The 26778-nt window shown below is 68.0% G+C and carries 2 protein-coding genes (1 of these 2 cut by a window edge); both read right to left on the reverse strand.

What is annotated here, in order from left to right; all coding sequences use genetic code 11:
• Entirely contained in the window at positions 1–25995 is a 25995-nt protein-coding gene (locus QXH22_RS00250) for a non-ribosomal peptide synthase/polyketide synthase (RefSeq protein WP_306274663.1), read from the reverse strand.
• A protein-coding gene (locus tag QXH22_RS00255) for a non-ribosomal peptide synthetase/type I polyketide synthase (RefSeq protein ID WP_306274664.1) crosses the window boundary here: on the reverse strand, positions 25982–26778 show its 3' portion. The gene runs 11113 nt beyond the window's last position; the window shows 797 of its 11910 coding nt (coding positions 11114–11910); the start codon falls outside the window, past its right edge — the gene reads right to left on this strand; its stop codon occupies positions 25982–25984. The genes QXH22_RS00250 and QXH22_RS00255 overlap by 14 nt, the downstream gene beginning before the upstream one ends.

The raw sequence follows: 26778 nt of genomic DNA on the forward strand, positions 1-26778 counted from the left end.
TCACTTTAGTGTCACTCTGAGCTGTTCGCCGAATGTTTTGAGCACGTCCCTTTGCAGCATTTCGTGATGATCGCAGTCCACAGGGCATTCGCTGATGTCGCCAGAAATGTATGGCCGCCAGCTTTGAACAAGCGACGAACCGTTCGGAGGCCGGCGGGCCGAGAAGATAACGACATCACCATCGAACATTTCCGGCGTATGCTCCAAAAGGAGACGCACGCCGACGTTCATGTTATTGACGATGATTTCCACGAGCTGTCTCGGTGGGAGAATAATGTCGGCCGTGGCATGTTGGCGAACCAACTCCTCGGCCTCTTGGTAAGTGAGCGTTCTGGACCCTTGTCCGTAGTCGAGGCCTTCAATCTCGATGCCGGCCGCCGTCAACATCATCTTGAGGGCATCGCTTTCCGACGCGAGATCTGGCACCTCTTGAACGTCACTCGGATCGTCGAGGTTAGCGTCGAAAATGATCAGACGCCCGACTACGCAGCCCCGTCGGCGCAGCTCAACGGCGAGCTGATGCGCGATGACGCCGCCAAGAGAGTAACCGAGAATGTTGTAGGGGCCGTCGGGGTGAACCGCCTGGAGCGTGTCGGCATATTTCTCGGCCATTTCCCGTATTGAACTCGGTCCATATCCCCCTGGTTGCGCTGCTTGTTGGATTCCAATGATCGGGCAGTCCAGATACGGACCTAGGTTTCGGTACGGCCAGGCGATACCTCCTAGAGGATGAATACAGAACAGCGGAACCCCTGCGCCATCCTTGAATATCTCGAAAGGAACAACCTCGACCGAACTATGCGGTGAGTCCAGCTCTCGGCTCAGGGCTTCAACCGTGGGAGCTTCAAACAAGGCGCGGACCGCTAGATCGGCGCCCAAGGTCTTGTTGATCGTCGCGATCACCCGTATCGCCAGCAGCGAATCCCCGCCGAGTTCGAAAAATGAATCGTCGACCCCGACGCGCTGCAAGCCCAGGACGCGGGCGTAGATGTCGGCCAGGATCTCTTCGGTGGCGGTGGCGGGGGCGCGATACTGGCCTGCGCCTTGGTATTCGGGGGTGGGCAGGGCGCGGGTGTCGAGTTTGCCGTTGGGTGTCAGTGGTAGCGCGTCGAGCACCACCACGGCCGCCGGCACCATGTATGCCGGCAGCCGCTCGGCCAGCGTGGCACGCAACGTCGTCGGGTCGGCGATCCCGGTGACGTATCCGATCAGACGCTTGTCGCCGGGGTGGTCCTCGCGGGCGATGACGACGGCCTGCTCCACCTCGTCCAGGGCGGCCAGGGCGGCGCGGACTTCGCCGAGTTCGATGCGGTAGCCGCGGATCTTGACTTGCTCATCGGCGCGCCCGTGATATTCCAGCTGTCCGTCCGGGCGCCAGCACACCAGATCCCCGGTGCGATACATGCGCGCCCCTGGCCCGCCGAACGGGCACGCCACAAACCGTGACGCCGTCAACTTGCGGCGGCGCCAATAGCCGACCCCGACTCCGGCGCCGGCGACATACAACTCCCCGACCACCCCGGCCGGCACCGGGCGCAACCACTCGTCCAGGACGAACAGCGCCGCCCCTGGTACCGGGGAACCGATCGGCGGCACCCCGGTCCCCGCGGTCAACGGGGCACTCCGGGACGCATACACGGTGGTCTCGGTCGGACCGTAGGCATTGATCATCACCCGCCCGGTCGCCCAGCGGTCTACTAGCTCCGCCGGGCAGGCCTCGGCGCCGATCAGCAACGCCGCCGACCCCAAACCCTCAGGGGAAAGCGCCGCCACCTCCGAAGGAGTCTGGGTTACGACGCTGACCTGTTCGGCGACCAGCAGGGAGTGCAAGTCCTCCGGTGAGCCGGCCAGTTCCTCGGGTATCACCACCAGCCGACCACCGTGGAGCAGTGCGGCCCAGATCTCCCACACCGAGAAGTCGAAGGCATACGAGTGCCACTGCGTCCACACCCCCGCCGCCGGCAGGTGTGCATGCTGCGACGCCAGCAGTTGGGTGAGGTTGTGGTGGGTGATGGCGACGGCTTTGGGTGTGCCCGTGGTGCCTGAGGTGTAGATCAGATATGCGATGTCGTCCGGTTCCGGCGGCGGCAAAGACGTCTCCGGATTGTCCTCGAGAGGGGCCTCGACATCAGCGATATCGAGGACGGTGAGGTCGTAGCTGTCGAGTCGGGGGGAGAGCGCGGTGGTGGTCAGCACGGCGGTTGGGGTGGTGTCGGTGAGCATGAAGTGGATCCGGGCATCGGGCAGGCTTGGATCAATAGGCAGGTAGGCCGCACCGGTTTTGAGGACCGCCAGGATCGCGATGATCGCCTCGGCCGAGCGCGACATCAGCAGCGCCACATACTGTCCCGGGCGCGCGGCCAGCAGGTGCGCCACCCGGTTCGCCGCCTCCTCGAGTTCGCGGTAGGTCATCGAGCGGCCCTGGCAGGTGACCGCGACCGAATCGGGGGTGCGTTGGGCTTGCGCGGTGAACAGCGCCGGGATCGAGGCCGGGGTGGGTGCGGGGTGGGTCAGCACGGCGCGGTGGCCGAGCTGATCGAGCCGGGTGTGCTCGTCATCATCGAGCAGATCGATCGCCGACAGCCGCGCGGTGGGGTCGGCGGTGATCGCGGTCAACACCCGCCGTAGGCGCTGGATCAGCGTGTCGATGCTGGCGGTGTCGTAGACGTCGGTGCGGAATTCGACCATGCCGCCGATCCCGGCGGGCTCCCCGGTCGGGGTCCAGCGTTCGGCCAGGGAGAACACCAAATCCATGCGGGCGGTGTGAGTCTCGACCGGCAGCGCGGTGACCGACAAATCGCCCAGAGCCAGCCCAGCCAGGTCGTCAGTGGGCCCGGCGAGGTTCTGCCAGGCCAGCATCACCTGGATCAGCGGGTGATGCGCCAGAGACCGGGTCGGGTTCAGCCGCTCCACCAGCAGTTCGAAGGGCACGTCCTGGTTGTCAAAGGCGCCCAGACTGCGCGCCCGGACCTGGCCCACCAGCTCGGCCACGGTGGGATCACCGCCCACATCGATCCGCAGCACCAGGGTGTTGACGAACAACCCGATCAGATCGTCGAGGGCCGGGTCGCGGCGCCCGGCGATCGGGAACCCCACCGCCACATCCGAACTGCCGCTCAGGGTGGCCAGCAGGACCGCCAACCCGGCCTGAATCACCATGAAACTGGTCGCATTGTGATCGCGCGCCAGCTGCGCCACCTGCTGCTGTAACTCAGCCGGCCAGTCCACCGCCACGCTGGCGCCGCGGTAATCGGCCACTGCCGGATACGGCCGATCGGTGGGCAACACCAGACGTTCCGGCAACCCGGCCAGCGCCTGCTGCCAGTAGCCCAGCTGGGTGGCGATGCGGCTGCCCGGATCGCCCAGGTCACCGAACTGGGCCCGCTGCCACAGCGTGTAATCGGCGTACTGCACCGCCAACGGCGCCCAACCCGGGGCTTGTCCCGCGCACCGGGCGCCGTACGCGGTACTCAGGTCGTAGAGCAGCGGGGCGATCGACAGGCCGTCCGCGGCGATGTGATGGGCCACCGCCACCAACACATACTCGTCCTCACCAACCCGGAGAAGCCTTGCCTGCAAGGGGATCTCGGATCCCAGATCGAACCGGTAAGCGGCCACCGCACCGATCGCTGCACCCAACCGCTCCGCCGGCCAGCCGCTGGCGTCGATCACGTCCCAGCCGACATCAGACACGTCAGGTGACACCACCTGCTGGCGCGGAATCCCCTCAGGCGCGGGAAACAGTGTGCGCAAACTTTCCTGCCGGTCCATCACATCGGCCAGCGCGGCACCGAGTGCCTCGGCATCTAGCGGGCCGCTCAGCCGCACGGCCACCGGCAGGTTGTAGACCGGCGAGGGCCCCTGCAACTGCGCCAAGAACCACAACCGCTGCTGGGCGAACGACAACGGCACCACCGCCGGGCGCTCGGTAGCCACCAGCGGCGCCAATCCAGCGCCGCCTTCGCCGATGCGGGCCGCCAACCCCGCGACCGTGGGAGTTTCAAAGACTGCACGCACCCCCAGATCGGTGTTCAAGGCCTTGTTGACCGCGACGATCAGCCGCATCGCCGACAGCGAATCCCCACCCAGGACCGTGAACGAGTCATCAACCCCAACCCGCTCCAGGCCCAGTACCCGCGCGTAGATGCCGGCCAGAATCTCCTCGGTGGGAGTGGCCGGAGCGCGGTAACGGTCGCTGTCGTGGTATTCGGGGGCGGGCAGGGCGTGGGTGTCGAGTTTGCCGCTCGCTGTCAGCGGCAGCGCCTCGAGCACCACCACCGCCGCCGGCACCATATAGGCGGGCAGCCGCTCGGCCGCCGCGGCGCGGATTGCGGACGGGTCCACGGTGCCGGTGACATAGCCGACCAGGCGCTTATCCCCCAGATGGTCCTCACGGGCGATCACCACCGCGCTCTGCACCCCATCCAGCCCGGACAGGGCGGCCCGGACTTCGCCGCACTCGATGCGGTAACCGCGGATCTTCACCTGCTCATCAGCGCGCCCCACAAACTGCAGCTGCCCGTCAGGACGCCAACACACCAGATCCCCGGTGCGATACATGCGTATGCCCGGCGCCCCGAATGGGCAGGCCACAAACCGCGACCCGGTCAACCCCGCCCGGCGCCAATACCCGACCCCCACCCCCGCACCAGCCACATACAACTCCCCCACCACCCCCGCCGGCACCGGACGCAACCACCCATCCAGCACAAACACCGCCACCCCCGAAATCGGGGCACCGATCGGCGGCGACCCCGACCCCACACTCAGCGGCGCACTGCGCGTGGCACACACCGTCGTCTCCGTCGGGCCGTAAGCATTGACCAGCACCCGCCCCGACGCCCACCGCTCCACCACCTCGGCCGGGCACGCCTCACCAGCCACCAACAACGCCGTCGACCCCAACCCCTGCGGGTCCAGCGCCGCCACCGCCGACGGAGTCTGACTCAACACCCCGACCTGCTCAGCCACCAGCAGGTCGTGCAAGTCCGCCGGGGAACGGCCCACCTCCTCAGGCACCACCACCAACCGACCCCCACCCAGCAGCGCGCCCCAAATCTCTTCCACCGACGCGTCGAAACTCAACGAATGCGACTGCGCCCACACCCGCCCCGACCCCAAACCCGCACCCTCAAGAGAGCCGATGAAACCGACCACATTGCGATGGGTGACCGCCACAGCCTTCGGCACCCCGGAACTGCCCGAGGTGTAGATCAGATACGCGACATCCTCAGCAGCCGGCCACGGCAAAGCGGTGTGCGGGTAGCCGTCGATGCGGGGATCAGCGACATCGATGACGGCTAGGTCCAACCCCGCCAGCCGCTCAGCCAACCCGGCGGTGGTGAGCGCGGCGACCGGCGCAGCATCGGCGAGCATCAACTCGACACGGGCGTCGGGCAGCGCCGGGTCGATCGGCAGGTAAGCGGCCCCGGTCTTCAGCACCGCCAACATCGCCACCACCGCCTGCGCAGAGCGCTCCACCAGCAGCGCCACCACATCCCCCGGCCCCACACCCCCGTCAAACAGCACGTGCGCCAACCGATTAGCCGCCTGCTCCAGCTCTTGATACGACATGCAGCGGTCCTCGAAGGACACCGCCACCGCGTCCGGCGTCCGCGCCACCTGCGCGGCAAACGCCGCCGGAATCGACACCAGCGCCGGCGCCGGCTGGGTCAACACCGCCCGATTGCCCCACCCATCCAGCCGGGCATGCTCGGCTTCGTCGAGGAGATCGATCGAGGACAGCCGTGCAGTGGAGTCGGCGGTGATCGCGACCAGTACCCGCTCCAAACGCTCGATCAGCCTTTCGATGCTTTCGGCGTCGAACACGTCGGTGCGAAACTCCACCGCCCCACCAATCCCAGCGGGCTCCCCAGCCTCATCCCAACGCTCAGCCAGGAAAAAATCCAGATCCGTGCGCGCAGTGTGAGCCTCCACCGCCACCGGTGTGACCTCCACCTCACCCAACCCCACCCCGGGCGTCTGAGCAGGCAGGTTCTGCCAGGACAACACCACCTGAACCAGCGGGTGATGCGCCAGAGACCGGGTCGGGTTCAGCCGCTCCACCAGCAGCTCAAAAGGCACATCCTGATGCTCAAAGGCACCCAGACTGCGCGCGCGCACCCGGCCCAACAGCTCGCCCACGCTGGGATCACCACCCAGATCGACCCGCAGTACCAAGGTGTTGATGAAAAGCCCGACCAGCTCATCGAGAGCGGGGTCACTTCGCCCGGCGATCGGGAACCCGACCGCCACATCCGCACTGCCACTGAGCGTGCCCAGCAACACCGCCAACCCGGCCTGCATCACCATGAAACTGGTCGCATTGCACTCACGGGCCAGTCGACGAACCTTCCGCTGCAGCTCCGGCGGCCAGTCGATCGGCACCCGGGCGCCCCGGTAATCGGCCACCGGCAGATAGGGCCGATCGGTGGGCAGCACCAGGCGCTCAGGCAGCCCGGCCAAAGCCTGTTCCCAGTACCCCAACTGGGCGGCGATGCGACTATCAGGATCATCCAGATCACCAAGCTGCGCGCGCTGCCACAACGTGTAATCGACGTACTGCACCGCCAACGGCGCCCAACCCGGAGCCTGCCCGGCACACCGGGCGACATAGGCGGCACTCAGATCGCGCAGCAACGGGGAGATCGACCAGCCATCAGCGGCAACATGGTGGACCACCACCACCAACACGTACTCATCCTCGGCAAGCCGGAAAAGCCGCGCCCGCAACGGGACCTCCGTCGCCAGATCGAACTGGTGACCCACCACCGAGGCAATAGCCTCACCCAGCAGTTCTCCAGACCAACCGACAGCATCGACAACCTGCCAGCCGAAATCAGCCGCTGCAGGCGCCACCACCTGCTGCTGCGGCATTCCCTCCGACGATGGGAACCGTGTGCGCAGACTCTCGTGACGGGCCACCACATCACCCAGCGCTGCGCCCAGCGCACCGTCCTCCACCCGGCCGCTCAGCCTTACCGCGACCGGGATGTTGTAGACCGGTGAAGGCCCATGCAACTGCTCCAAGAACCACAACCGGGACTGGGCGAACGACAACGGCACCACCGCGGGCCGCTTCATCGCCACCAACGGCGCGAGCCGACGACCACCCTCGCCGATCCGCGTCGCCAAACCCGCCACTGTGGGCGCCTCGAACACTGCACGCACCGATAGACCGCCATCCAGGCCGGTGTTGATCGCGGCGACCAGGCGCATCGCCGAAATGCTGTCCCCACCCAAATCGAAAAACGAATCGTCGACCCCAACCCGCTCCAGGCGCAGCACCTGGGCGTAGATGCCGGCCAGGATCTCCTCGACTGCGGTGGCCGGGGCGCGGTAACGGTAGCCGTCTTGGTAGTCGGGGGCGGGCAGGGCGTGGATGTCGAGTTTGCCGTTGGGTGTCAGCGGCAGCGCGTCAAGTGTCACCACAGCGGCGGGCACCATGTAGGCCGGCAGCCGCTCGGCCAGCGCAGCGCGGATAGCGGCCGGATCCGCGGTGCCAGTGACATAACCGACCAGGCGCTTATCCCCAGGACGGTCCTCACGGGCGATCACCACCGCGGTCGTGACCCCGGGCAGCCCGGCCAGCGCGGCCCTCACCTCACCCAACTCGATGCGGTAGCCGCGGATCTTGACCTGCTCATCGGCGCGCCCGAGATAATCCAACTGCCCGTCAGGACGCCAACACACCAGATCCCCAGTGCGATACATCCGTTGTCCCGGCGCCCCGAACGGGCACGCCACAAACCGCGACCCCGTCAACCCGGCCCGAGGCCAATACCCGACACCCACCCCCGCGCCGGCCACATACAACTCCCCGACCACGCCAACCGGCACCGGCCGCAACCAGCCGTCCAGCACGAACACCGCCGCACCCGAGATCGGCGAGCCGATGGGAGGCGGCCCCGACCCCGCCACCAGCGGTCCGCTGATCGAGGCATACACCGTGGTCTCGGTCGGGCCGTAGGCGTTGACCATCACCCGCCCTGGCGCCCACCGATCCACCACCTCGGCCGGACATTGCTCGGCGGCAATCACCAACGCCGTCGACTCCAACCCCTGCGGTGACAATGCCCCTACCGCCGACGGAGTTTGACTCAGCACGCCGATCCGCTCAGCCACCAGCAAAACGTGGAACTCTTCCGGTGCGCGGGCCACCTCCTCGGGTACCACCACGAGCCGACCGCCGTGCAGCAGCGCGGCCCAGATCTCCCACACCGAGTAGTCGAAGGCTAGGGAATGGCATTGCGTCCACACCTGTCCGGGCGCCAGCGGCAGGCCGACGTCTAGTGCGTCGAACAGCCGGGTGACGTTGTGGTGGGTGATGGCGACGCCTTTGGGTTTTCCGGTGGTTCCCGAGGTGTAGATGAGGTAGGCGACATCGTCAGGGCTCGGTACCGGTAGGGCGGCGTTGGGTTGGGTGTGCGCGGCGGGGGCGTTGATGTCGATGACCGGGCGGTCGCGCGTTTCGAGGCGGTGGGCCAGTGCGGTGGTGGTGATCGCGGCGATCGGGGTGGTGTCGGTGAGCATGAATTCGATGCGGGCGTCGGGCAGGCTCGGGTCGATGGGCAGGTAGGCGGCGCCGGTTTTGAGGACCGCGACGATCGCGACGATCGCCTCGGTCGACCGCGGCATCAGCAGCGCCACGTACCGTCCGGGGCGGGCGCCGTGGCTGGAGAGCAGGTGCGCCACCCGGTTAGCCGCCTCGTCGAGTTCGCGGTAGGTCATCGAGCGGCCTTCGCAGGTGACCGCGACCGAATCGGGGGTGCGTTGGGCTTGCGCGGTGAACAGCGCCGGGATCGAGGCCGGGGTGGGTGCGGGGTGGGTCAGCACGGCGCGGTGGCCGAGCTGATCGAGCCGGGTGTGCTCGTCATCATCGAGCAGATCGATCGCCGACAGCCGCGCGGTGGGGTCGGCGGTGATCGCGGTCAACACCCGCCGTAGGCGCTGGATCAGCGTGTCGATGCTGGTGGTGTCGTAGACGTCGGTGCGGAATTCGACCATGCCGCCGATCCCGGCGGGCTCCCCGGCTTCGCTCCATCGTTCGGCCAGGGAGAACACCAAATCCATGCGGGCGGTGTGGGTGTCGACCGGCAGCGGGGTGACCTGCAGATCCCCCAGGGGCAGCCCGGCAAGGGTATTGGTGGGCCCGGCGAGGTTCTGCCAGGCCAGCATCACCTGGATCAGCGGGTGATGAGCCAGGCTGCGGGCCGGGTTGAGCCGGTCGACGAGCAGTTCGAAGGGCACGTCCTGGTTGTCGTAGGCGGCCAGGCTGCGGGCCCGGACCCGGGCCAGCAACTCCGCCACGCGGGGGTCACCGCTGACATCCACGCGCAGTACCAGGGTGTTGACGAAAAACCCGACCAGCTCCTCGAGGGCCGGGTCGCGGCGCCCGGCGATCGGGAACCCCACCGCCACATCCGAACTGCCGCTCAGGGTGCCCAGCAGCACCGCCAACCCGGCCTGCACCACCATGAAACTGGTCGCGTTGTGTTCCCGGCCCAGGCGACGAACTTGCCGTTGCAGCTCGGACGGCCAGTTGACTTCCACACTGGCCCCGCGGTAGTCGGCCACCGGCGGATAGGGCCTATCGGTAGGCAACGCCAGGCGCTCAGGCATCCCGGCCAAAGCCTGTTCCCAGTATCCCAACTGAGCGGCGATGCGGCTACCAGGATCGTCCAGATCACCAAGCTGCGCGCGCTGCCACAACGTGTAATCGACATACTGCACCGGCAACGGCGCCCAACCCGGAGCTTGCCCGGCGCACCGGGCGGCATAGGCGGCGCTCAGATCACGGAGCAGCGGCGAGATCGACCACCCGTCAGCGGCGATATGGTGGACCACCACCACCAACACGTGCTCATCCTCGCCAATCTGAAAAAGTGTTGCCCGCAAAGGGATCTCGGCCGCCAAGTCAAACGCGTGGCCCGCCACCGCGCCGATAGCCGCAGCCAAGCGTTCCGCCGACCAACCCACCGCATCAATGACCTCCCAGTGAAAGTCGGCCTGCTCGGCGGGAATGATCAGCTGGCGCGGTATCCCGTCGACAGCCGGATACAAAGTCCGCAGACTCTCCTGCCGCCCCACCACATCAGCCAGCGCCGCACCGAGTGCCCCAGCATCGACCCGGCCGGTCAGACGCAGCGCCGCCGGCATGTTGTAGACCGGCGAAGGCCCATGCAACTGCTCCAAGAACCACAACCGGTTTTGGGCGAACGACAACGGCACCACCGCCGGGCGCTGTGTGGCCACCAGCGGCGCCAGCCCACCGCCACCCTCGCCGATGCGGGCCGCCAGTCCGCTAATCGTGGGCGCCTCAAACACCGCACGCACCGACAGACCGCCATCCAGGCCGGTGTTGATCGCGGCGACCAGGCGCATCGCCGAAATGCTGTCCCCACCCAAATCGAAAAACGAATCGTCGACCCCAACCCGCTCCAGGCCCAGCACCTGGGCGTAGATGCCGGCCAGGATCTCCTCGACTGCGGTGGCCGGGGCGCGGTAACGGTAGCCGTCGATGTAGTCGGGGGCGGGCAGGGCGCGGATGTCGAGTTTGCCGCTGGGTGTCAACGGCAGCGCATCGAGGACAACGACCGCCGCCGGAACCATGTAGGCCGCCAGCTGCTCGGCCACCGCAGCTCGGATAGCGGCCGGGTCTGCGGTGCCGGTGACATAACCGACCAGGCGCTTATCCCCAGGACGGTCCTCACGGGCGATGACCACCGCGGTCGTGACCCCGGGCAGCCCGGACAGAGCGGCCCTCACCTCACCCAACTCGATGCGGTAGCCGCGGATTTTCACCTGCTCATCAGCGCGACCCACGTACTGCAGCTGCCCGTCAGGACGCCAACACACCAGATCCCCAGTGCGATACATCCGTTGTCCCGGCGCTGCCGGGCCGGCGAAGGGGCAGGCCACAAACCGCGACCCGGTCAACCCCGCCCGCCGCCAATACCCAACCCCCACCCCCGCACCAGCCACATACAACTCCCCGACCACCCCCGCCGGCACCGGCCGCAACCACCCATCCAGCACAAACACCGCCGCACCCGAAATCGGGGCACCAATCGGCGGCGACCCCGACCCCACACTCAACGGCGCACTGCGCGTGGCACACACCGTCGTCTCCGTCGGGCCGTAAGCATTGACCAGCACCCGCCCCGACGCCCACCGCTCCACCACCCCGGCCGGACACGCCTCACCAGCCACCAACAACGCCGTCGACCCCAACCCCGCAGGGTCCAACGCCGCCACCGCCGAGGGGGTCTGACTGAGCACAACGACCTGCTCCGCCACCAGCAGGTCGTGCAAGTCCGCCGGCGAGCGGCCCACCTCCTCAGGCACCACCACCAACCGACCCCCACCCAGCAGCGCGCCCCAAATCTCTTCCACCGACGCGTCGAAACTCAACGAATGCGACTGCGCCCACACCCGCCCCGACCCCAAACCCGCACCCTCAAGAGAGCCGATGAAACCGACCACATTGCGATGGGTGATCGCCACAGCTTTAGGCACCCCGGAACTGCCCGAGGTGTAAATCAGATACGCGACATCCTCCGCAGCCGGCCACGGCAAAGCGGTGCGCGGGCAGCCGTCGATGCGGGGATCGGCGACATCGATCACCGCCAGGTCCAACCCCGCCAGCCGCTCAGCCAACCCGGCGGTGGTGAGCGCGGCGATCGGCGCGGCATCAGCGAGCATCAACTCGACACGGGCGTCGGGCAGCGCCGAGTCGATCGGCAGGTAGGCGGCCCCGGTCTTCAGCACCGCCAGCATCGCCACCACCGCCTGCGCAGAGCGCTCCACCAGCAGGGCCACCACATCCCCCGGCCCCACACCCCCGTCAAACAACAAGTGCGCCAACCGGTTAGCCGCCTCATCCACCTCCCGGTAAGTCAGGCCGCGACCCTGGAAGCTGACCGCCACCGCCTCCGGGGTGCGCGCACACTGCTCGGCGAACAACGCCGGAATCGACACCACCGGGGCCACCGGCCGGGTCAACACCGCCCCGTTGCCCCACCCGTCCAGCCGGGCATGCTCGGGCCCGTCCAGCACATCGATCGAGGACAGCCGTGCCATGGGGTCGGCGGCCATAGCCGTCAGCACCCGGTAGAGGCGTGCGACGAGGGTGGCGATGCTGGCCGAGTCGAACACGTCGGTGCGGAACTCGACCATGCCGCCGATGCCGGCGAGCTCACCGGTCGGGGTCCATCGTTCGGCCAGGGAGAACACCACGTCCATGCGGGCGGTGTGGGTGTCGACCGGCAGCGGGGTGACCTGCAGATCCCCCAGGGGCAGCCCGGCAAGGGTATTGGTGGGCCCGGCGAGGTTCTGCCATGCCAGCATCACCTGGATCAGCGGGTGATGAGCCAGGCTGCGGGCCGGGTTGAGCCGGTCGACGAGCAGTTCGAAGGGGACGTCCTGGTTGTCGTAGGCGGCCAGGCTGCGGGCCCGGACCCGGGCCAGCAACTCCGCCACGCGGGGGTCACCGCTGACATCCACGCGCAGTACCAGGGTGTTGACGAAAAACCCGACCAACTCCTCGAGGGCCGGATCGCGGCGTCCGGCGATCGGGAACCCGACCGCCACATCCGAACTGCCGCTCAGCCCCGCCAGCAGCACCGCCAACCCGGCCTGCACCACCATGAAACTGGTCGCATTGTGCTCGCGCGCCAGGTGCGCCACCTGCTGCTGCAACTCAGCCGGCCAGTCCACCGCCACGCTGGCACCGCGGTAATCCGCCACCGCCGGATACGGCCGGTCGGTGGGCAACGCCAGCCGCTCGGGCATCCCGGCCAGGGTCTGCCGCCAGTACTCCAGCTGGGTAGCGATGCGGCTGCCCGGATCGCCCAGGTCACCGAACTGCGCGCGCTGCCACAGCGTGTAATCGGCGTACTGCACCGCCAGCGGCGCCCAGCCCGGGGCTTGTCCCGCGCACCGGGCGCCATAGGCGGTGCTGAGATCGCGTAGCAGCGGGGAGATCGACAAGCCATCCGCGGCGATATGGTGCACCGCCACCGCCAACACGTGTTCATCCTCAGCAATCCGGAATAGGTGGGCGCGCAACGGGATCTCGGATGCCAAGTCAAACGCGTGGCCGGCCACCGCGCGGATCGCCGCACTCAACCGCTCCGCCGGCCAGCCGGCAGCATCGACGACCCGCCAACCGCAATCGGCCCGCGCTGCGGGAATGATCAGCTGACGCGGAATCCCCTCGACCGCGGGGAATTGTGTGCGCAGGCTTTCCTGGCGGTCCACCACATCGGCCAGCGCGGCACCGAGGGCCTCGGCATCCACCGGGCCGTTCAGCCGCACCGCCACCGGCAGGTTGTAGACCGGAGAAGGCCCCTGCAGCTGCGCCAAGAACCACAACCGGTTTTGGGCGAACGACAACGGCACCACCGCCGGGCGCTCGGTAGCCACCAGCGGCGCCAATCCAGCGCCACCCTCGCCGATCCGGGCCGCCAGCCCCGCGACCGTGGGCGCCTCGAACACCGTGCGCACCGACACGCCGCCATCCAGGCCAGTGTTGATCGCGGCCACCAAGCGCATCGCCGACAGCGAATCCCCACCCAGGTCGAAAAACGAGTCATCAACCCCAACCCGGCCCAGGCCCAGGCCCAAGACATGGGCGTAGGTGCCGGCCAGGATCTCCTCGACCGCAGTGGCCGGGGCCCGATAGTGATCACCATCGGCATAGTCAGGGGCGGGCAAGGCGCGGACGTCGAGCTTGCCGTTGACCGTCAACGGCAGCACCTCAAGCACCACCACCGCCGCGGGCACCATATAGGCGGGCAGCTGCTCGACCAGCGCGGCTCGGATTGCGGACGGGTCCACGGTGCCGGTGACATAGCCGACCAGGCGCTGATCCCCCGGATGGTCCTCACGCGCGATCACCACCGCGCTCTGCACCCCATCCAGCCCGGACAGCGCGGCCCGGACTTCTCCGCACTCGATGCGGTAACCGCGGATCTTCACCTGCTCATCGGCGCGCCCCACAAACTGCAGCTGCCCGTCAGGACGCCAGCACACCAGATCCCCGGTGCGATACATGCGTGTTCCTGGCCCGCCGAACGGACACGCCACAAACCGCGACCCGGTCAACCCCGCCCGACGCCAATACCCAACCCCCACCCCGGCGCCGGCCACATACAACTCCCCGACCACCCCCACCGGCACCGGCCGCAACCAGCCATCCAGCACAAACAACGCCGCCCCCGCCACCGGAAAACCGATCGGCGGCACCCCCGACCCCGCCACCAACGGGGCACTCCTGGCCGCCCACACCGTGACCTCGGTCGGACCGCAGGCGTTGATCATCACCCGCCCCGGCGCCCACCGATCCACCAACTCCGGCGGGCACGCCTCCCCGCCCACCAACAACGCCACCGACCCCAACCCCTCAGGGCAGAGCATCCCCAGCGCCGACGGGGTCTGACTCACCACGCTGACCCCTTCAGCGACCACCAAAGCCTGGAACTCAACCGGTGAGCGGGCCACCTCCTCAGGCACCACCACCAACCGCCCACCGCCCAGCAGCGCGCCCCAGATCTCCTGCACCGAAACGTCGAACACCAGCGAGTGCCACTGCGTCCACACCCCCGCACGCCCGACGTCAGCGTGCAACGACTCCAGCAATCGGGTCACATTGTGGTGAGTGATCGCCACACCCTTGGGCACTCCCGTGGTGCCCGAGGTGTAAATCAGATACGCCACATCCTCAGCGGCCGGGACCGGCAAGGCCGCGCTGGATTGAACAACCACAGCCGGGTCCTCGACATCGATCACGGCCACGTCCCAGCCGGTCATCCGGTCGGCCAACCCGGTGGCCGTGAGCACGGCGATCGGAGCCGCATCGGCGAGCATGAACCCGATCCGCGCCTGCGGGTACGCCGGATCAATGGCCAGGTAAGCCGCACCCGTCTTAAGCACCGCCAAAATCGCGACCACCGCCTCGATCGAGCGCTCCATCAGCAGCGCCACGTACCGTCCGGGGCCGGCGCCGTGGCCGGCGAGCAGGCGCGCCAACCGGTTAGCCGCCTCGTCCAGCTCTCGGTAGGTCATCGAGCGGCCTTCGCAGGTCACCGCCACCGCATCGGGCGTGCGTTGGGCTTGCGCGGTGAACAGCGCCGGGATCGAGGCCGGGGTGGGTGCGGGGTGGGTCAGCACCGCCCGATTGCCCAGCCGGTCCAGACGGATGTGCTCGATCTCCTCGAGCAGATCGATCGAGGACAGCCGTGCGGTGGGATCGGCGGCCATCGCGCTCAACACCCGGTAGAGGCGTGCGATCAGTGCCTCGATGCTGGCGACGTCGAACACGTCGGTGCGGAATTCGACCATGCCGGCGATCCCGGCGGACTCCCCGGCTTCGCTCCAGCGTTCGGCCAGGGAGAACACCACGTCCATGCGGGCGGTGTGGGTGTCGACCGGCAGCGGGGTGACCTGCAGATCCCCCAGGGGCAGCCTGGCAAGGGTATTGGTGGGCCCGGCGAGGTTCTGCCAGGCCAGCATCACCTGGATCAGCGGGTGATGAGCCAGGCTGCGGGCCGGGTTGACCCGGTCGACGAGCAGTTCGAAGGGCACGTCCTGGTTGTCGTAGGCGGCCAGGCTGCGGGCCCGGACATGGGCCAGCAGTTTGGCGACACTGGGGTCACCGCTGACGTCGACCCGTAACACCAGGGTGTTGACGAAAAACCCGACCAACTCATCGAGGGCCGGGGCGCGGCGCCCGGCGATCGGGAACCCCACCGCGACATCGGTGCTGGCGCTCAGGGTGGCCAGCAGCACCGCCAACCCGGCCTGCACCACCATGAAACTGGTCGCATTGTGCTCGCGCGCCAGGTGCGCCACCTGCTGCTGCAGCTCAGCCGGCCAGTTGACTTCCACACTGGCGCCGCGGTAATCAGCCACCGCCGGATACGGCCGATCGGTGGGCAACGCCAGCCGCTCAGGCAGCCCGGCCAGGGTCTGCTGCCAGTAGGCCAGCTGGGTGGCGATGCGGCTGCCGGGGTCATCCAGGTCACCGAACTGCGCGCGCTGCCACAGCGTGTAGTCGGCGTACTGCACCGGCAGCGGCGCCCAGCCCGGGGCGCGGCCCGCGCACCGGGCGGCATAGGCGGTGCTGAGGTCGTGTAGCAGCGGGGAGATCGACAAGCCATCCGCGGCGATATGGTGCACCGCCACCGCCAACACGTGCTCATCCTCGGCAATCCGGAAAAGCATTGCCCGCAAAGGGATCTCGGCCGCCAAGTCAAACTCGTGGCCCGCCACCGCGCCGATGGCCGCCGCCAAGCGTTCCGCCGACCAGCCGGCAGCATCGACGACCTGCCAACCGCATTCGGCCCGCTCGGCGGGAATGATCAGCTGACGCGGAATCCCCTCGACCGCGGGGAATCGTGTACGCAGGCTTTCCTGACGGGCCACGACGTCGGCCAGCGCCGCACCGAGGGCCTCGGCATCCACCGGGCCGTTCAGCCGCACCGCCACCGGCAGGTTGTAGACCGGAGAAGGCCCCTGCAACTGCGCCAAGAACCACAACCGCTGCTGGGCGAACGACAACGGCACCACCGCCGGGCGCTCGGTAGCCACCAGCGGCGCCAATCCAGCGCCACCCTCGCCGATCCGGGCCGCCAGCCCCGCGACCGTGGGCGCCTCGAACACCGTGCGCACCGACACGCCGCCATCCAGGCCAGTGTTGATCGCGGCCACCAAGCGCATCGCCGACAGCGAATCCCCACCCAGGTCGAAAAACGAGTCATCAACCCCAACCCGGCCCAGGCCCAGGCCCAAGACATGGGCGTAGGTGCCGGCCAGGATCTCCTCGACCGCAGTGGCCGGGGCCCGATAGTGATCACCATCGGCATAGTCAGGGGCGGGCAAGGCGCGGACGTCGAGTTTGCCGTTGACCGTCAACGGCAGCACCTCAAGCACCACCACCGCCGCGGGCACCATATAGGCGGGCAGCTGCTCGACCAGCGCGGCTCGGATTGCGGACGGGTCCACGGTGCCGGTGACATAGCCGACCAGGCGCTGATCCCCCGGATGGTCCTCACGCGCGATCACCACCGCGCTCTGCACCCCATCCAGCCCGGACAGCGCGGCCCGGACTTCTCCGCACTCGATGCGGTAACCGCGGATCTTCACCTGCTCATCGGCGCGCCCCACAAACTGCAGCTGCCCGTCAGGACGCCAGCACACCAGATCCCCGGTGCGATACATGCGTGTTCCTGGCCCGCCGAACGGACACGCCACAAACCGCGACCCGGTCAACCCCGCCCGACGCCAATACCCAACCCCCACCCCGGCGCCGGCCACATACAACTCCCCGACCACCCCCACCGGCACCGGCCGCAACCAGCCATCCAGCACAAACAACGCCGCCCCCGCCACCGGAAAACCGATCGGCGGCACCCCCGACCCCGCCACCAACGGGGCACTCCTGGCCGCCCACACCGTGACCTCGGTCGGACCGCAGGCGTTGATCATCACCCGCCCCGGCGCCCACCGATCCACCAACTCCGGCGGGCACGCCTCCCCGCCCACCAACAACGCCACCGACCCCAACCCCTCAGGGCAGAGCATCCCCAGCGCCGACGGGGTCTGACTCACCACGCTGACCCCTTCAGCGACCACCAAAGCCTGGAACTCAACCGGTGAGCGGGCCACCTCCTCAGGCACCACCACCAACCGCCCACCGCCCAGCAGCGCGCCCCAGATCTCCTGCACCGAAACGTCGAACACCAGCGAGTGCCACTGCGTCCACACCCCCGCACGCCCGACGTCAGCGTGCAACGACTCCAGCAGTCGGGTCACATTGTGGTGAGTGATCGCCACGCCTTTAGGCACCCCAGTGGTCCCCGAGGTGTAGATGAGGTAGGCGACATCGTCAGGGCTCGGTACGTGTAGGGCGGCGTTGGGTTGGGTGTGCACGGCGGGGGCGTTGATGTCGATGACCGGCAGGTCGCGCGTGTCGAGGCGGTGGGCCAGTGCGGTAGTGGTAATCGCGGCGATCGGGGCGACATCGGCGAGCATGAACCCGATCCGGGCGTCGGGCAGGTTCGGGTCGATGGGCAGGTAGGCCGCGCCGGTCTTAAGCACCGCCAAAATCGCGACGATCGCCTCGGTCGACCGCGGCATCAGCAGCGCCACGTACCGTCCGGGGCGCCCGCCATGACCGGCCAACAGGCGCGCCAACCGGTTCGCCGCATCATCCAACTCGCGGTAGGTCATCGAACGGCCTTCACAAGTCACCGCCACCGCATCGGGCGTGCGTTCGACCTGCGCGGCAAACAGCGCCGGGATCGACGCCCGGGTGGGTGCGGGGTGGGTCAGCACCGCCCGATTGCCCAGCCGGTCCAGACGGATGTGCTCGATCTCCTCGAGCAGATCGATCGACGACAGCCGTGCAGTGCAATCGGCGGTCATCGCGCTCAACACCCGGTAGAGGCGTGCGATCAGTGCCTCGATGCTGGCGGCGTCGAACACATCGGTGCGGAACTCCACCATGCCGCCGATCCCGGCGGACTCCCCGGCTTCGCTCCAGCGTTCGGTCAGCGAAACCGTCAGGTCCATGCGGGCGGTGTGAATGTCGACCGGCACCCGGCTGATCGCCAGTTCACCCAGGGCCAACCCGGCGTCGGGGTCGAAGTTTTGTCCGGCGAAGTTTTGCCAGGCCAGCATCACCTGGATCAGCGGATGATGAGCCAGGGACCTGGCCGGATGCAGTCGCTCCACCAGCAGCTCAAAGGGCACGTCCTGGTGTTCAAAGGCGGCCAGACTGCGGGCCCGGACCCGGGCCAGCAACTCCGCCACGGTGGGATTACCGCCCACGTCGACGCGCAGCACCAGCGTGTTGACGAAAAACCCGACCAACTCCTCGAGGGCCGGATCGCGGCGACCGGCGATCGGAAACCCCACCGCCACATCCACACTGCCGCTCAGGGCGCCCAACAGCACCGCCAACCCGGCCTGCACCACCATGAAACTGGTCGCATTGTGCTCGCGCGCCACCCGCGCCACCTGCTGCTGCAACTCAGCCGGCCAGTCCACCGCCACGCTGGCACCGCGGTAATCGGCCACCGCCGGATACGGCCGATCGGTGGGCAGCGCCAGGCGTTCGGGCATCCCGGCCAGGGCGTCCTCCCAGTAGGCCAACTCCGCCGCTATCCCACTGTCGGGGTCGGCCAGATTGCCGAACTGAGCCCGCTGCCACAACGTGTAATCGGCGTACTGCACCGGCAACGGCACCCAACCGGGGACTTGTCCCGCACAACGAGTGCTGTATGCGGTGCTCAGATCGCGTAGCAGCGGGGTCAGTGACCAACCGTCGGCGGCAATGTGGTGGACCACGGCCACCAGCACATGCTCGTCCCCGGCAATCCGGAAAAGCCTTACCTGCAAAGGGATCTCGGCCGCCAGATCGAAACGGTGAGCCGCCACCGCGCCAATGGCCGCGCCCAACCGGTCCGCCGGCCAACCGGCGGCATCAATGACCTGCCAATCACAGTCGGCCTGCTCGGCGGGGATGACCAGCTGGCACGGAACCCCGTCGGCCGCCGGGTAAAGCGTGCGCAGACTTTCCTGGCGGGCCACCACATCGGCTAGTGCCGCACCCAACGCCTGGGCATCCAGCCTTCCCCGCAGCCGCAGCGCGGCCGCCATGTTGTAGACCGGCGAAGGCCCGTGCAACTGGTCAAGGAACCACAACCGGGACTGCGCAAACGACAACGGCACCACCGAAGGCCGCTCCACCGCCACCAGCGGTGCCAGCCCGCCCCCACCCTCGCCGATCCGGGCTGCCAGCCCCGCGACCGTGGGCGCTTCGAAGACCGTGCGCACCGACAGGCCGGCGTCCAATGCGGTGTTGATCGCGGCGACCAGGCGCATCGCCGACAATGAATCCCCGCCCAGGTCGAAGAACGAGTCGTCGACCCCGACCCGCGCCACACCCAAAACGTGGGCGTAGATCCCAGCCAGGATCTCCTCGGTGGGCGTGGCCGGGGCGCGGTAGCGATCGACATCCTGGTATTCGGGGGCAGGCAGGGCGCGCGTGTCGAGTTTGCCGTTCGCTGTCAGCGGCAGCGCCTCAAGCACCACCACCGCCGCCGGAACCATGTAGGCCGGCAGCCGCTCAGCCAGCGCGGCACGCGCCGCGGCCGGCTCCACCGGCCCGGTGACGTACCCCACCAGGCGCTTATCGCCGAGGCGGTCCTCGCGGGCGATGACGACCGCTTGATCCACCCCGGCCACACCGGCCAGCGCCGCGCGCACCTCACCCAACTCGATCCGATACCCGCGGATCTTGACCTGCTCATCGGCACGCCCCACATACCGCAACTGCCCATCAGCACCCCAACACACCAAATCCCCGGTCCGATACATGCGTGTTCCGGGCGCTGCCGCGCCACCGAACGGACACGCCACAAACCGCGACCCGGTCAACCCCGCCCGACGCCAATACCCGGCACCCACCCCCACACCGGCCACATACAACTCCCCCACCACCCCCACCGGCACCGGCCGCAACCACCCATCCAGCACAAAAAACGCCGCCCCCGGGACGGGCGAGCCGATCGGCGGCACCCCCGAGCCCGCCACCAACGCCGGCGTGACCGACGCCCACATCGTCGTCTCGGTCGGACCGTAGGTGTTGACCACCACCCGCCCCGGAGCCCACCGATCCACCACCTCACCCGGACAGAACTCCGAACCCAACACCAACGCCACCGACCCCAACCCCTGCGGCGACAACCCCCCCACCGCAGACGGCGTCTGACTCAACACACTGACCCGCTCCGCGGCCAGCAAAGCGTGAAAATCCTGCGGTGAACGAGTCACCTCCTCGGGCACCACCACCAACCGCCCCCCACCCAACAACGCACCGAAGATCTCCCACACCGAGGCGTCAAAGGCATAGGAATGCCACTGCGACCACACCCCCGCCCGCTCCACATCCACCGGCAACGACCCCAACAACTGAGTCACATTGCGATGAGTCGTAGCCACCCCCTTAGGCACCCCCGTCGTGCCCGACGTGTAAATCAGGTAGGCGACATCGTCAGCGGCCGGGGCCGGTAGCCCCGTGCCCGGGTAGGTGCCGATGCGGGGTTCTTCAACGTCGATTACCAGCAGGCCGGACCCGTCCAGCCGCGACCGCAGGCCGGCCGAGGTGATCGCGGCCAGCGGAGCAGCATCAGCAAGCACAAACCCCACCCGCGCCGCCGGCCACCCCACATCAATCGGCACATACGCCGCCCCCGACTTCAGCACCCCCACCATCGCCACGACCGCCTGCGCCGAACGCTCCACCAACAGCCCCACCACATCCCCCGGCCCCACACCCTGGTCACACAGCAAGTGCGCCAACCGGTTCGCCGCCTCATCCAGCTCCCGGTAGGTCATCGAGCGGCCTTCGCAAGTCACCGCCACGGCCCCCGGGGTGCGCGCGGCCTGCGTGGCCAACAACGCTGGAATCGAGCCCGCCCCGGGGCCCGGCACACTCAACACCGCCCGATTGCCCAGCCGGTCCAGGCGGATGTGCTCGTTCTCGTCGAGCAGATCGATCCCGGACAGCCGGGTGGTGGTATTGGCGGTCATCGCCACCAGCACTCGTCGGAGGCGTTCGACGAGGATTTCGATGCTTCCGGCGTTGAACACATCGGTGCGAAACTCGACCGTTCCGCCGATGCCGGCGGGCTCACCGGCCTCGGTGAAACGCTCGGCCAGCGAAAACGCCAAATCCATACGGGCGGCTTGGGTATCCACGGGCAGGGCGGTGATGTTCAGTCCTGCGAGGTTGAGTTCGGCGGCGGGCTGGTTGGTGAGGTCGCCGAAGTTCTGCCAAGCCAGCATCACCTGGATCAGCGGGTGATGGGTCAGACTTCGGGTGGGGTTGAGCCGCTCGACGAGGACCTCGAAGGGCACGTCCTGGTTTTCGTAGGCGGCCAGGCTGCGCTGGCGCACTTGGGCCAGCAACTCGGCGACGGTGAGATCCGCGGCCAGATCAACACGAAGCACCAGGGTGTTGACGAAAAGCCCCACCAACCCGTCTAGCGCCTGATCGCCGCGCCCGGAGATCGGGAACCCGACCGCCACGTCGGTGCTGCCACTCAGTGACGCCAGCAGCACCGCTAACCCGGCCTGCACCACCATGAAACTGGTCGCATTGTGTTCCCGGGCCACCCCGGCCACCTGTTGCTGCAGTTCAGCCGGCCAGTCCACCTCGACGCTGGCGCCGCGATGGTCGGCCACCAGCGGATAGGGCCGATCGGTGGGCAGCTCCAGGCGTTCGGGCAGCTCGGCCAGGGCCTGCTCCCAGTACCCCAGCTGTGCGGCAATCGCGCTGTGGGGATCGGCGAGATCGCCCAATTGCGCCCGCTGCCACAGCGTGTAGTCGGCGTACTGCACCGGCAACGGCGCCCAGGTAGGCGCCTGTCCATTACATCGGCTGGCATACGCCACCCCCAGATCACCCACCAGCGGCCTCAGCGATCCGCCGTCCGCGGCGATGTGTTGTACCACCACCACCAGCACATGCTCGTCGTCGTTGATCCGGAAAAGCTCTGCGCGCAAAGGGATCTCGGTCGCAAGGTCGAACGCATAGCGTGTGGCTGCCTCGATGGCCGCTTCCAGCCGGCCCGCTGGCCAACCGGCGGCGTCGACGACATGCCAACCGAAATCCGCCCCTTCAGGCGACACCACCAACTGCTGGGGCACACCGCCAGGCGCCGGGTAAAGCGTGCGCAGGCTTTCATGACGCCCGAGCACATCGGCTAGTGCCGCACCCAGCGCCTGGGCATCCAGCCTTCCCCGTAGCCGCAGCGCGGCCGCCATGTTGTAGACCGGCGAAGGTCCCTGCAACTGTTCGAGGAACCACAGCCGCTGCTGGGCGAATGACAACGGCACCACGTCAGGGCGCACCGCGGCCACCAAGGGCTCACGCCGACCCGAACCCGCACTGACATGCCGCGCCAACTGGCCAACCGTGGGGGTTTCGAAGACCGCGCGCACCGACAGGCCGGTGTCCAATGCGGTGTTGATCGCGGCGACCAGGCGCATCGCCGACAGCGAGTCCCCGCCCAGGTCGAAAAACGAGTCATCCACCCCGACGCGCGCCACACCCAGCACCTGGGCGTAGATCCCAGCCAGGATCTCCTCGGAGGGCGTGGCCGGGGCGCGGTAGCGATCGACATCCTGGTATTCGGGGGCAGGCAGGGCGCGGGTGTCGAGTTTGCCGTTCGCTGTCAGCGGCAGCGCCTCGAGCACGACCACCGCTGCGGGCACCATGTAGGCCGGCAGCCGCTGGGCCAGCACCGCCCGCACCCCGGCCGACTCCACCGCACCGGTGACATAACCCACCAGGCGCCTGTGCCCGGGGCGGTCCTCGCGGGCGATGACGACCGCTTGATCCACCCCGGCCAGCCCGGCCAGCGCCGCGCGCACCTCACCCAACTCGATCCGATACCCGCGGATCTTGACCTGCTCATCAGCACGCCCCACATACCGCAGCTGCCCATCAGCACCCCAGCGCACCAGATCCCCGGTGCGATACATGCGCCTCCCGGAACCCCCGAACGGGCACGCCACAAACCGCGACCCGGTCAACCCCGCCCGCCGCCAATACCCGGCACCCACCCCCACACCGGCCACATACAACTCCCCCACCACCCCCACCGGCACCGGCCGCAACCACCCATCCAGCACAAAAAACGCCGCCCCCGGGACGGGCGAGCCGATCGGCGGCACCCCCGAGCCCGCCACCAACGCCGGCGTGACCGACGCCCACATCGTCGTCTCGGTCGGACCGTAGGTGTTGACCACCACCCGCCCCGGCGCCCACCGATCCACCACCTCACCCGGACAGAACTCCGAACCCAACACCAACGCCACCGACCCCAACCCCTGCGGCGACAACCCCCCCACCGCAGACGGCGTCTGACTCAACACACTGACCCGCTCCGCGGCCAGCAAAGCGTGAAAATCCTGCGGTGAACGAGTCACCTCCTCGGGCACCACCACCAACCGCCCCCCACCCAACAACGCACCGAAGATCTCCCACACCGAGGCGTCAAAGGCATAGGAATGCCACTGCGACCACACCCCCGCCCGCTCCACATCCACCGGCAACGACCCCAACAACTGAGTCACATTGCGATGAGTCGTAGCCACCCCCTTAGGCACCCCCGTCGTGCCCGACGTGTAAATCAAATACGCCACATCCTCAGGCGCAGGCCCCGACAAACCGATCCCCGCGCAGTCCCGGACGCGGGGATCGGCGATATCGATCACCGCCACGTCCGAGCCGGCCAGCCAATCAGCCAACCCCGCGCTGGTCAGCACCGCCACCGGAGCAGCATCAGCAAGCACAAACCCCACCCGCGCCGCCGGCCACCCCACATCAATCGGCACATACGCCGCCCCAGACTTCAGCACCCCCACCATCGCCACGACCGCCTGCGCCGAACGCTCCACCAACAGGCCCACCACATCCCCCGGGCCCACACCCTGGTCACACAGCAAGTGCGCCAACCGGTTCGCCGCCTCATCCAACTCCCGGTAGGACATACAGCCACCCCGGAAACTGACCGCCACCGCCTCCGGCGTCAACGCGGCCTGGGCGGTGAACAACGCTGGAATCGACACCGCCGCCGACGCCGACTCAGTCAGCACCGCCCGATTACCCCACCCATCCAGCCGGGCGTGCTCATCCACACCCAACAAATCAAGAGACGACACCCGCCGGGCCGGGTCAGCAGCCATCGCCACCAACACCCGCCCCAACCGCTCAACCAACGCCTCAACGCTCGCCGCATAGAAAACGTCGGTGTCGAATTCGACACGAAGGCCTAGCTCATTGCCCGGGGCGGCCAGCACGGTCAGCGGGTAGTGGTTGTGTTCGCGAATGGTGAAGTCAGCGACGGCCAACCCGTCGCTGCTCACCAATGCGCTGGTGTCGATCGGGAAGTTTTCGTAGACGAAGAATGTGTCGAAAAGTTGCTCGTGGCCGGTGATGCGGTGGATCTCGCTCAACGCCAGGTGCTGGTGCTCCACGGTGTGGGTGTGGGCGCGTTGCAGCTGATCGAGCAGGTCGGCGGTGGTGGTTTCCGGGGTGATGCGCCCCCGGACCGGCACCGTGTTGATGAGCAGACCCACAATCGATTCCGCGCCGGGCACCTCATCGGGCCGCCCGGAGACTGCGGTGCCGAACGCGACATCGTGCCGGCCGGTCAGCTGGCACAACAGTTGCGCGAAGGCGCCCTGCAGCACGATGTTGACGGTGGTGTGGTGCGAGCGCGCCAGTTCGGTAATGGCCCGCGTGGTTTGCTCAGCCACCCGATGCGATGCCATGCCGCGCCGCCCCGGCCCCAACCGGCGTGGCGGACCCACCAAGGTGGGGGCCTCGAAGCCGGCGAAGACGTCGCCCCAGGCCGCGCGAGCGGCATCGAGGTCCTGATTGGCCAGCCAGGTGACAAAGCTGCGATACGACCCGGCCGCGGGTAGCCACTGGCCGTAATAACTGGCGAATAGTTCCCGCAGCAGGATCGGCATCGACCAGCCATCCATCACGATGTGGTGATTCGTGAAAACCAGCCGGTGCCGATCGGGTGCGGTGCGGATCAATGCCACCCGAAGTGCCGGGTGGTCGGCCAGATCGCAGACCGCGGCGCGTTCGGCGGCACACACCCGCTGGACCTGCTCGTCGATGTCGATGTCGGGTTTTCCGGTGTCCAGGTCGACGTAACGCCACGGCGCCTCGGGATCGGCCGGAATGATCTGCACCGGCTTGTCGAACTGTGCGCTGAATCGAGCGGCCAGGTTCGGATGGCGGTTCATCACCGTGTGCACCGCGTCGCGCAGTCGGTGGGGGTCTAGAGGACCGGTCACGGTGACGTCGAGCTGCACCGCGTACACGTCCTCGCCGACCCGCGCAGTGTTCGCATGAAACAGCAACCCCTGCTGCAGCGGGGTCAACGGCAGAACGTCAGCTATCCGCATATTGCCGCTCAAGTTCGGCGATCTGCTGCTGGCTCAGCTGGGTAAGCGCGACATCCGACGGCGTCAACCCACCCCCACCGCCGCGCACGTGCGCGCAGATACCGGTCAGAGCCTCAAACCACAACCGGCCCAACCGGCTCACCTTGGCGTGATCGATTGCCGATGGCGCCCACGTCCAGTTGGCGTGCAGCTGCGGGCCGGCGTCGGTCTCCACGGTGGCGGCGTTGAGCTCCACGGTGTGCGCCAACGCCATGGGTATGGCCGCGGCCGCGCCGATCGAGGACAGGCCCTCCAAACTGATGTGCCACAAGTCGTCGGAAAGGCCGGTCGGCGCGCCCAGCCGGCCCAGGTAGTTGAACCCGATCCGCGGGTCAGGCCCGGCCAGCGCAACCTCGGCGTTCAGATAGCGCAACACCCCGTAGCTGAGGGGGTCGGGCAGGGCCCGCAGCTGCTCTTTGGCGTCCTTGACCACCGCCCCCAACGCAGCCTGCCCTGCGGTCACGTTCGCCCAGCCCAGCCCGCCGACGGCCAACGACACCGGGTATTTGGTGGTGAACCATCCCACCGTGCGTGACAGGTCCACATCGGGCGCCAATTCCTCGTGGCGCCCGTGTCCCTCGACGTCGATGCCGATCGGCGCGTCACCAGTACCCAAAAACTCCGCCAACGCCAAGCCGAACGCGATCAGCAAAATGTCTTGCACCCCGGCATGAAACGCCGCAGGAACCTCCCCGAGCAGCATCCGGGTGGTCTCGGCATCCAGCGACATGGACAAATGCCCGG

Origin of the sequence: Mycobacterium sp. TY814 (assembly GCF_030755175.1) — a bacterium.
Taxonomy (GTDB): Bacteria; Actinomycetota; Actinomycetes; order Mycobacteriales; family Mycobacteriaceae; genus Mycobacterium.